The organism is Wolbachia endosymbiont of Drosophila bicornuta, from assembly GCF_028982105.1.
Taxonomy (GTDB): domain Bacteria; phylum Pseudomonadota; class Alphaproteobacteria; order Rickettsiales; family Anaplasmataceae; genus Wolbachia; species Wolbachia pipientis.
In genome coordinates this window covers 1-10,788 of sequence record NZ_JAPQLF010000033.1, presented here as the reverse complement: position 1 = coordinate 10,788, position 10,788 = coordinate 1, and the positions used below count along the sequence as shown (strand labels likewise).

Here is a 10,788-nt window from a genome sequence, read left to right as displayed (position 1 = left end):
CGCTTATAAAGCGTTACAAGACATCAAAAAATGCCAATACTCGACAGAGATAGTAAAAGACTAGCTAACTTGGGGATTCTTCGTCTTTTTTTCTGCTTAGTAAATTTCTTAAACATTTGCAGCGTAAGTTAGTTGCAATTAAAAGCGGCTGAATCTCGCTTGTCAAGCGTTTAAAACATAAAAAACGCCAATATTTTAAAGCGGATAATAACCAAGTGGCTTCTTTTGCCTTTTTTTTCATTTGGTAAATTTCTTAATGTTTATGGCTAAACGACAACCGTCATCCCTCTGCTTGTTAGCGGGATCTCTTGTTAGCGGCTGAGATACCGCGAATGAATCGCGGTATGACGTAGGGATTGCATTAGCTATAATTCTTTAGTTTTCACTTTTCTTTTAACCTTGCAATGATATTTTCTTTGCCGATAAAAATCAATAGTTTAGCGAGCTCTGGTCCTGTTTCTGTTCCTGTTAAAGCTGAACGCAACTGCGTAAATAGGTTTTTTGCCTTTATATCCACTGTTTGTCGAATAGTTTTGACCCATTCTGACAACGTGTTTTCATTACAATCACCTTGGGGCAATGCATTGAACGCAATTTTTATAAGCTCCTTATCAAGAATCACAGGCTCTATATCGGATTTGCATATTTTCCACCACTTGGCCACCTCAGAAAACCTTTCTATATTGTTCTTTATAAAATACCAAAACTCTGAGGAGTCCACTCCAATTTGATTTAAACGTTCTTGTATAATTTCAAATGGCATTTGTTGCAGCACTTTGCTATTTAGCTTGTATACTTCACTCAAGCTGAATTGTACAGATGCTGAGCTAAATTTTTTAATATCAAATGAGTCAATCAAAGATTGCATACAGGCGCAAGCTTCAATTGGATTGGATGTTCCGAGCTTTACTAAATAACTAACTAGCGCCATCGGTTCAATTTCATCTTCTTTTATAGATTTGATATCTAGCACGCCGGCTCGCTTGGATATCTTGCTATCATCAAAATGTAGCAGAGAAAGGTGAGCAAATGTAGGGATTTTCGCTTTTAATGCTTTAATCATTTGGAGCTGAACTGCGGTATTAGTTACATGATCTTCCCCGCGTACAACATGGGTTACATTAAAGTCAACATCATCAATAACAGAAGGTAACATGTATGTGTAAATTCCATCTTCTCTTTTTACCACAGGGTCACTTATGCTACTGGTTGCAATATTTATTTCACCTTTAACTTCATCATTCCATTTAACAACTTCATTTCTATCCAACTTAAATCTAAAATGTGGTCTTCTTCCTTCTTGCTCATAACTAATTTTCTCTTGCTCAGTTAGAAGTAACGCGCTTCTGTCATATACAGGGGGAAGTCCTTGTTTTAAATGCAATTTTCGTTTAATGTCTAACTCTTCTCTTGTTTCATAGCATGCATAAATATGCCCTTCTTTTATTAACTGCAAAAACACCTCATTGTAACGCTCAAAGCGCTCTGATTGCTTGAAATTTGCATCCCAATTGATACCAATCCATTTCAAATCTTGTATGATATCATTTATATATTTGACATCTGAACGCTGAAGGTCAGTATCGTCAAAACGGAGTAAAAATTTTCCATTTTGATTGCGTGTGTACATCCAACAAACCAAGGCAGTTCGTACGTTTCCTACGTGGAGGTAGCCAGTTGGGCTTGGAGCGAATCTTGTTAGCATTTAAATAGCAATATTGTTTACTCTAACTTATTTTAATTTTATATAAATATATGGCTAGAGCAAGCGAGATCTGCTAATACAATTGAGCAAGAGAAGAATAAGTATGGCTATAGCATTGTGGCACCTTTGATATTTGATGGATTAAGACCATATGATAAATTCAAGAAAATTCACAGCTTGACGACAAAGGCTAATGTAGCATTATATTGGTATCATGACTAACTTAGAAAAGATGAGAGAAAAACTGCAAGATCAAATAAATTATCATAATGTTTTGTATCACCAAAAAAATAAGCCAGAAATAAGTGATGCTGAATATGATGAACTGAAGAAAAAGTTAGCTGAAATAGAGCCAGAAATTTATGCAACACAAGATAGTGTTGGTGCTCCACCTGATGAGAGGTTTTCTAAGGTGGAACATCAAGAACCTATGCTTTCCCTTGAGAATGCTTATGATGAACAAGGTGTAGAGAAATTTTTGTCTAAAATAAAGAGGTTTTTAATTGAGGACAAAATAGAGATATTATGTGAACCAAAAATTGATGGGTTGTCGTTTTCTGCAATTTATGAGGATGGAAGATTTATTAAAGCTGCAACTCGAGGTGACGGTTTTGTAGGGGAAGATGTCACTCACAATGTTGCAACAATAAAAGGCTTTCCTAAGTTTTTGCAAGGTGTGCAAGGAAGACTAGAAGTAAGAGGTGAAATATACATTGGTAACAGTGACTTTTTAAAGTTAAATGAAAACGATGAATTTGCCAATCCTCGAAATGCAGCCGCTGGTTCTCTAAAGCAATTGGATGCAAACATTACAGCAAGCAGACCTCTTAGATATTTTGCTTATTCTTTGATTGGTGGAGCAGAGAAAAGTCAAAGTGAGGTACTAAATAAGCTTGAGGCACTTGGTTTTTGCGTAAATGAGCATCAGTCCTTAACGAGTAGTTTAGATGGAATGCTGAAGTTCTATAACGAGGTCTATAACTGTCGCTATAACTTGGATTATGATATTGATGGAATAGTCTATAAAGTAAATGATTTGGTACTACAAAATCGTCTAGGGAATACTCACAAAGCACCGCGCTCAGCACTTGCATACAAGTTTTCTGCGATTTATGCAAAAACAAAGTTAAATAAAATATTTATACAGGTGGGCAGAACAGGGGTTTTAACTCCAGTTGCAGATTTAGTGCCAGTCAATGTTGGTGGGGTGCTAGTTAGTAGAGCAAGTCTGCATAACCAAGATGAGATAAAACGTAAAGACATAAGAGAGGGAGATATTGTAACAATCAAAAGGGCAGGGGATGTAATTCCCCAGATCGTTGAAGTAAGCAGAGATTCTCGTCTTCCAAATACACCTGAATTTGTGTTTCCTGAAGTATGCCATGAATGTGGTAGTAAAGTACGTCAGGTTGAGGGAGAGGCTGCAGTAAGATGTCCTGAGGAATTTGCCTGTAAAGCTCAAATAATAGAAAAACTAAAGCATTTTGTATCGAAAGATGCATTTGACATTGTTGGCCTTGGTGATAAGCAGATAGAGTTTTTTTACGACCTTGGTCTGATAAAACAAATTCCCGATATTTTTACTTTAGAAGAAAGATTGGATGAATTTAATCTGGAAGAACAGTCTGGTTGGGGCAAGAAATCAATAGCTCATTTATTAAATGCTATACAAAGCAGAAGGGTAATAACTCTAGATAGGTTTATATTTTCTTTAGGTATTAGATTTATTGGCCAAGTTGCAGCAGAATTGCTTGCAGATTATTATGTTTCTTATGATAATTGGTATAATTCGATGATTGAACTGTCATCAGATAATACTGAGCTAGTAGGTATAGACGGCATAGGAAAAAAAGTAGCTGAATCTTTGGAATCATTTTTTTCTAAGGAACATAACATCAAAATGTTAAATGATATTACTGCTTGTCTTCAAATTCTTTCTGTGATCTCCAACTCTAGTGACTCTGTTTTAAATAATAAAATTATAGTGTTTACTGGTAAGCTACTTGCTATGAGTAGAGGAGAGGCAAAAGTAAGAGCCAAAACTCTAGGAGCAAAGGTCAGCTCACATCTTTCTGCTAAAACTGACTACCTAATTGCAGGAGAAAAACCAGGATCCAAATATAAAAAGGCAGTGGAATTAGGTGTAGAAATTTTAGATGAAGACCAGTGGCATAAAGTGATAAGTTTGGGAGTGTTCAAATGAAACTTGGATTGTATATTAAATCAAAGTTGCAAGACTATTTAGAGAGTAGCCAATTCTTTCCATCCAAGAATCATTTTATTGACTTGCCTCAATTTTTCAACAGAAGGCAAGTCTTCTGTGCTGAGTGGTAGGCGGACAGTTTGATGTTCTATGAGCCCAATATCATGCAAAAGTGCTTTAGTGGGTATTGGGTTGCTGGCAATAAATAACGCTTCGCAAGCCTGTTGCCAGATATCTGCCTGAGGGTTCCTGCCATTGAGGCACTTCTTAACGTATTCATGCGCTATGCGTGGCCAAACATTGGCAGCAACGGAAACCAGGCCAGCCGCACCATAAGCGGCCATATCAGATATCATATCATCATCTCCGCAAAAGACCTCAATATTTGGTGCAACTTTCTTATACTGAGTTAAAGTATCAACAGTGCCACTTGAATCTTTGATAGCCCAAAATTTTTCGTGACTAGATAAGTTGCGTACAGTTTCAGCGTGAAGACTCACTCCTGCTCTCGATGGAATATTGTAAAACATAGCCGGCATATGTGCTTTCTCAAGCAGCTTTTCAAACCATAAAGTCTGCGCCATAATTCCGGGCTTTGCATAAATGGGAGTTGTCATTAGATAGCCATGAATAGGCATACCCTTGCAAAAATCAAGCCATTCAAGAGTCTGATATAGATTCACTCCTGGTACGCCAATTATAATTTTTGTATTTAATTTTAGCTCACATACAAATTCAACTAACTCGCGTTTTTCAGAATCAGTAAGCGATAGGCTTTCACCGGTGCTACCCAGCAACACTACACCATTTTCAGCTTTAACTTGCATTGTCAGTAAACGCTGCAAACTGCTATAATCTATGCTATCTCCATTGCAATTAAAAGGAGTAATACAAGCAGTCCATAAAAATGTAGATTTCAATTTAAATTGTTAAAATGGTATTTCATCATCGAGTAGTTCATCTTTTATATCGTTGTCAAAACTTTCGTGTTTATCTTTTTGTCCTGTTTCACCTTGTTTGTATTCACTTGGCTTGTAATAAGGATTTGGCGCACTATTTCGTGAATCCAAGAGAGTAAGAGCGCTATTAAAATTATATAGAACCACCTCTGTTGTGTATCTTTCACCACCGTTTTGGTCAGTCCATTTTCTAGTTCTCAAAGAACCTTCAACATAAACTTTACTGCCTTTGCGTGCAAAATCTTTGACGATTTTTACTAATCCTTCACTAAAAATTACGATATTATGCCACTCTGTCTTTTCAGAGCGCATACCGGAAAGTTTGTCAGTCCAACTTTCAGACGTGGCTATTGAAAAACTTGCCATTTCTTTTCCATTTTGTGTAGTCCTAATTTCAGGATCTTTTCCTAAATTACCAACTAGTATGACTTTGTTTATGGTACCACCAGACATAATTATGCTCTAAATAAATCCCTTTATTATCTTATGTGAAAATACTATTGTCAAATTTAATTAAAAGTGCGCTTGGAGGGATTCGAACCCACGGCCTTTGCCTCCGGAGGGCAACGCTCTATCCAACTGAGCTACAAGCGCATATATATTTAAGTTATTTAATAGATAAGCCATCCAAGTCAAATTTTTGTTTTGGATAAAGCGTAAACATAATACTCACATATCCAAAATATACATTTTGAGAATCATTCGCATGCTTTTTTATTGCTTTTTGATCTACGTTCCATACAAAAGTTACATAATTTTCAGTGACTGAGTGCACTTTTAAATCCTTGGTATTTATAAACAGTTTTCCATTTACCCATATTTTCCATGTATCGGGAGAAAGATATAAAATTGAGTCTAAACTCACTACCTTACAGTTGAAATTATCTGATACCTCCTCTTTTGCAGCTCTTGAAGATCGTAAATTGAACTTTTCCATTTCATTGACCATTCTATTAACTGGCTCTTCATCAAAAAAAATGCTTTTTACGTTACTATATTGTGACAAAACGTCAAAGTCACTTTCCACTGCTTCTCTTATTATATCGTCCCGATCTGTATAGCTTAGTTTTTGATTGTTGATAAAGAAACACTCTTTTGCACGCAAATTTGCTATATCAATAAAATCGTCGATTTCTTGATTGCCAACTTTAAGAATACTTTCAAAATATCTTTTTTCTATCATCATTCCATACTGAGAATGATGACAAACCATTTCATCATTACCTTGTTTTTCTATATATACGCATAAATTTCCACTATTTAATCCTAATATTTTATGCTCAATAAAATCTTCATTGCCAATATATTGTCGGCAAGAATACTCCTTACAAATTTCTATGCTTTCTATGATATCTTCACAACTGCAATATGCATTAACATTGGAAATGAGTAGCGTAAAAATAAAAAACAGCTTTATGTTCATCACCTTATCTACTTAATATAGTATACCAATCAAAGACTATATTAGCTCTCACTATCTCTATCATATTACCATTCAAAATCTGATTCATAGTTGCAGCATCAATATTTCTCTGCTTATTTAAAATAAGAGATTTGATCATAACATAACCGGGCAGATTTGGAATGGACTGTAGAAATAAAAAAATATGCTTATCGCTGATTGAGCTTAAATTTAGGACCACTTCACTTTTTATTACTTTTGTGCGTTCACTTTTGTTGTGGAGCTCAACTTCTTCGGGTATAGAAATTGATATTTCAGGTCCTAATATATAGTGCTTTTTATATAACTTGCTAAGCTCGAAATTTAAATTTGCAATGTATCTGCTACTATGTAAATTTGAAGAAGAAATTTTTTTCCATAAATCTAGGTTTTTATTTAGAACAACTTCCTTTTTTTGAATTCCAGTAATCTGTAAATTAATAGAACGTATTTTATCAATCGCAATTTGGTTTTTATTATAAATCTTTTCGTTATAGATAACAACATATGTTAATAACCCTATTAATCCAACAGATAATAACAAATACGATATAAACTGAATTGTAGCTTTTCTTTTTAATTGAGAGATAGTCATTAATCTACATTGCCTCTCCTATTTCAACATCAATAGATAGATTTTGCTCTTTAGCAGCAGGTAAGCTAGAAATATTAATGTCATAGGTACGAAAATTATCGTTTAAATTTTTTCGTAGTTTCTCGTATTGATGAGAAATATTTTTACCGGATTGAAAATTAAACTTTAAAGTTGTGGTAATATAACTTTTTGCCTCATTATAATTCCATTCAAATGATCGAAGCTCTATACCTGGTATTTTTAACTTTTCTACATACTTAACTTGTGTAAGAGGAGAGTATTCTATTTTTGATAAAATATTATTGATATTAATAAAATCATAAATTTCATCTATTTTTTTTACATTATAGCTTTGGCTAAGTTTTGTTAATTGGTTATTTAAGGTGTTCTGCTTTGCTGATAAATTATCAGCGACATTGAAATTTGAATACAAATTTAGCAAACAAAGGGTGTTTGTTATAACTAAAACCAGGGCGAAGTATAGAAAAATTCGAGGAGAGTTTAAATAAAGGTAATTGAATAGATAAAATTCTTTAGTTTCCTTTGTATTAAAAATAGCTGCTAATTTATTCTTAAAGCTATGAAACAAAATTATGGTATCGCAAAAGTTATCTTTTTCACTTATAGCTAGTTCTGCTCCTAATAGTTTGCCTAACTCATATGGAGTTAATATGTTCACACTGTTCTCTGAAAAATTTATGACTGATAAACTAGCTTTGATATCTTCTGACACTATGATACAAAGGTCGATAGGGTTATTTTTTTCAAACCCAAACTTAGTTAAGGATCGAATAGTATCTTGCACTTCCTGATATATTACACCAGCGATAATTCCTGGTAAATTATCATTAGTAAATGATGTTAAGCGCGTAAATACCATTTTATTCTCTTTAAGAACCACTTGTCTATAGCCTCCCGTTTTAGTTGCAGCAACTATAATTTTCCAATTATTAGGATCTTTATGTAGAATCTTTTTTGTTATATTACTTATTTCTATAGGAAACATTAATATTCCCTTAAAGTTGGAGCCTATCTCAATAAACACATTCAACCAATATTCTACTAAATGCTTTGCTTTTGATGAAACAAGAAGATAGCACCAGTTTTGATTGAATTTGTTTGGCTTCTCAACCAAAAAAACTGAACTTATGTCATTATTACGAGAAAAATGCTCCATCTTTGTTTTTGCTGATAGAGAGGCACTAATCTTGTTTGCCCTTGTAATAAACTGTAGCGAGTAATTTTGATCTGCATGATTAAGCACCAGGTATAAAGGTGCTTTTTTATCTGACGAAAGACATGAAATTAAATCGGAAACTGCTTTATCGTTTTTGCCCTTAACAAAATACCTTTTATTTAAAGTATTATTTTTAAAATATAGTAACATTATGCCTTCTTCTCCAATAGAAAGCATAAACTTACTTTTGGATTTTGAACTAAACATATTAACAAAGCATATACTTATCTAGAATTAAAAAGGCAATTTATTGAAATTCATTAAACGTTAGAGGGAAATATTGTTATAAATTTTCGCAGCAACATTATTTATATTATAATTTTTTTATAAAATTACCGCTAATATTAAGTTATTTAGATAACAAATTAAGAAAATTCATTAAGACGAATTTGTTGTTTTTCAAATTGTAGGTAAACCTAAGCCACTTTAGCTATATCTGCCGATTGACTTTAATTAATAAGAGTGATTAATCTATTTACTATTCTTGTAATATTATTTCTAATGGTAAAGAAATATATATTTTTCTGGAACAGTTGTTATTTCAGATACAGAATTTATTGTAAGTAAACTAACCATTTGCTGAAGAGCGCTCATCTTCTGTGGTACTTGATGATGGAGCAACTAATTTGCTCAAAATCTCATCTTTTGGTCCCATAGCGTAAATGACACCATCTGACATGAGGATCACCTTATCAACTACGGACAATAACGGTAGCTTGTGAGTGATGATAACAGTAGTAGTATTTTGTTTTCTTGCAATGCCAATTGCATTAATTAAGCATGCCTCTCCATTGCTATCTAAGTTAGCGTTTGGTTCATCAAGTACTAAAAGTTTTGTGTGACCATAAAAAGCTCTGGCAAGTCCAAGAAGCTGTTTTTGGCCGCCAGAGAGCGTTACTCCTCCAGGACCTCCTATTGTTGTATCATATCCATTTGGTAACTTTAGTATTAGTTCATGTATTCCTGCAATTTTTGCTGCTTTGATTATTTCTTCAGGATTTGGATCTGGCCTCATGCGAGCAATATTAGCTTTGACACTAGTGTTAAATAACTCAATATCCTGAGGTAAGTAGCCAACATAATTACCAAAATTTTCTCGATTCCAAGTATATACATCAGCGCCATCTAGTCTGACTACACCAGATATTGGCTTCCATACACCAACAGTTAATTTTGCGATAGTGGATTTACCAGAAGCACTTGCACCAATAACACCAACTACATCTCCAGGATCTATAATGAATGATATTCCTTTTACTGTAGGCTTATTGCTTCCATAAGGAGTACAAAATACTCTATCAAATTCCAATTTTCCTTCAGGTTCTGGTAGAGCCATCGTTTGCTCTCTTTTTGGCGATGTTAATATAAGTCTTTGTAGCCTTCCATATGACATTCTAGCCTGATTTAAAAACTTCCAAGTATGAACCGCAGCATCAAATGGTGCTAATACTCTACCCATTAAGATTGAAGCAGCGATGATGCTACCGGCAGTCTTATGAGCTGTGATTGCAAGTAATGCACCTGTTCCAATCACTGATATTTGCAGAGTTGAGCGCAAAAATTTAGTTATTCCAGTAATTACATTAGAGCGATTTTGTGCTTTAATTTGCATTGCTCGGTTCTGATCATTTCGTTTACACCAATCAGAGACTATGAATTCTGACATGCCCATAGCTTCAACCACTTCTGCATTTCTTGTTGCAACATCTATAGCATTGATATTCCGTATAGTTTCTTCGTTGGTTTCTTGTAATATTCGTTTAGTGGCAAGTTCATTCCATATTGCCATAGAGACTAATATAATAATTCCAGTAATAGCTATAAACCCCGTGGAGGTATGTATCATGAAAATCACAACAAGGTAAATTAACGACCATGGAGTATCAAACAGTGAGAATATACCATTTCCTGTAATGAAATTTTTTATCACTCCGAGATCTCGTATTGCTTCACCACTTGAAGTTGAGCTCTGCACTGACGTTAGCCTGATTGACCTTACTATCAGATCTGGTGTTGCAGTTTTATCGATCCAATCACCTATTTTTGCCATGGCTAAATATCGACAAGTTTCAAGCATTGCAGAACATGCAAATGCAGATAAAGTGATAATTGTCAGCATAGTTAGTGTTGATACACTTTCGCTCGATATCACACGATCAAGCACTTGAGAGGTATAAAGTGGTAGGAATAACATTAATAAATTGATTCCCGCACTAAACCAAAAGATAAACCAAAATGCACTTTTGCATTTTTCTAGGCAAATATATAGAGTACTTTGCTTCAATTCTTTTTTTATTGATGGCGTAATTTCCACAATCTTCCTCTTAATTTGATTACATGCACCATATACAATTTTTATTACAAAAATATTAATAACGGTAGTTAGCTTACTTTAAGTGAGTAAAATATTAATATATGTGAATAGGAAATATAAACAATGGTAAAAAGAAGTATAGTTAATATTTCCTTCATTGCCTATAGCGAAGCTACGTCATACCGCGATTCATTCCATAGCTGTACGAACATTCATTTTTGAAGGTAAACTGCACAGCAAATGGTGTCATGAAAGTAGCTGACACTGGGATGGCTTTGTTGCATCGCTACTTATGAAAGGCTAACTATAATTAGGATTATAAGCAACTTATTGA

At 34.1% G+C, this 10,788-nt stretch carries 8 protein-coding genes and 1 tRNA gene; 1 reads left to right on the top strand and 8 read right to left on the bottom strand.

Annotation, left to right across the window (positions count from 1 at the left end; genetic code table 11):
* Nucleotides 1-382: 382 nt before the first annotated feature.
* Complete coding sequence (gene gltX / locus OZD68_RS00335) at nt 383-1,705, bottom strand: glutamate--tRNA ligase (protein WP_182309536.1); 1,323 nt, start codon at nt 1,703-1,705, stop codon at nt 383-385.
* 214 nt (nt 1,706-1,919) lie between these two features.
* Here gltX and ligA point away from each other — a divergent pair, with 214 nt between their 5' ends.
* A complete protein-coding gene (ligA, locus tag OZD68_RS00330) occupies nt 1,920-3,908 on the top strand; it encodes an NAD-dependent DNA ligase LigA (protein WP_182309535.1) in 1,989 nt (662 codons plus the stop codon).
* Between the two features lie 38 nt (nt 3,909-3,946).
* Here the strand turns inward: ligA and dapA are convergent, their stop codons facing one another.
* The 7 genes from dapA to OZD68_RS00295 all read right to left on the bottom strand — a co-directional run bounded on the left by dapA (nt 3,947) and on the right by OZD68_RS00295 (nt 10,454).
* Nucleotides 3,947-4,828, bottom strand: a complete 882-nt coding sequence (dapA, locus tag OZD68_RS00325) for a 4-hydroxy-tetrahydrodipicolinate synthase (protein WP_182309534.1) — start codon at nt 4,826-4,828, stop codon at nt 3,947-3,949.
* Nucleotides 4,829-4,837: 9 nt separating this feature from the next.
* Nucleotides 4,838-5,320 (bottom strand): single-stranded DNA-binding protein, encoded by a 483-nt coding sequence (gene ssb / locus OZD68_RS00320; protein WP_182309533.1) that lies wholly within the window; start codon nt 5,318-5,320, stop codon nt 4,838-4,840.
* A gap of 67 nt (nt 5,321-5,387) precedes the next feature.
* Nucleotides 5,388-5,461: transfer RNA gene (locus OZD68_RS00315), tRNA-Arg, on the bottom strand.
* Between the two features lie 13 nt (nt 5,462-5,474).
* Nucleotides 5,475-6,290 carry a hypothetical protein gene (locus OZD68_RS00310; RefSeq protein WP_182309532.1) on the bottom strand — a complete coding sequence of 272 codons (816 nt, stop codon included), beginning with the start codon at nt 6,288-6,290 and terminating at the stop codon, nt 5,475-5,477.
* A gap of 4 nt (nt 6,291-6,294) precedes the next feature.
* Nucleotides 6,295-6,903 (bottom strand): hypothetical protein, encoded by a 609-nt coding sequence (locus tag OZD68_RS00305; RefSeq protein ID WP_182309531.1) that lies wholly within the window; start codon nt 6,901-6,903, stop codon nt 6,295-6,297.
* 4 nt (nt 6,904-6,907) lie between these two features.
* Nucleotides 6,908-8,347, bottom strand: a complete 1,440-nt coding sequence (locus OZD68_RS00300; protein ID WP_182309530.1) for a hypothetical protein — start codon at nt 8,345-8,347, stop codon at nt 6,908-6,910.
* 361 nt (nt 8,348-8,708) lie between these two features.
* Nucleotides 8,709-10,454 carry a type I secretion system permease/ATPase gene (locus OZD68_RS00295; protein ID WP_182309529.1) on the bottom strand — a complete coding sequence of 582 codons (1,746 nt, stop codon included), beginning with the start codon at nt 10,452-10,454 and terminating at the stop codon, nt 8,709-8,711.
* Nucleotides 10,455-10,788: the final 334 nt, after the last annotated feature.

Excerpts from the sequence above, each read along its gene's own strand:
- gltX (WP_182309536.1), bottom strand. The coding sequence starts at position 1,705 with ATGCTAACAAGATTCGCTCCAAGCCCAACTGGCTACCTCCACGTAGGA.
- ligA (WP_182309535.1), top strand. The coding sequence starts at position 1,920 with ATGACTAACTTAGAAAAGATGAGAGAAAAACTGCAAGATCAAATAAAT.
- ssb (WP_182309533.1), bottom strand. The coding sequence starts at position 5,320 with ATGTCTGGTGGTACCATAAACAAAGTCATACTAGTTGGTAATTTAGGA.
- OZD68_RS00310 (WP_182309532.1), bottom strand. The coding sequence starts at position 6,290 with ATGAACATAAAGCTGTTTTTTATTTTTACGCTACTCATTTCCAATGTT.
- OZD68_RS00305 (WP_182309531.1), bottom strand. The coding sequence starts at position 6,903 with ATGACTATCTCTCAATTAAAAAGAAAAGCTACAATTCAGTTTATATCG.
- OZD68_RS00300 (WP_182309530.1), bottom strand. The coding sequence starts at position 8,347 with ATGTTTAGTTCAAAATCCAAAAGTAAGTTTATGCTTTCTATTGGAGAA.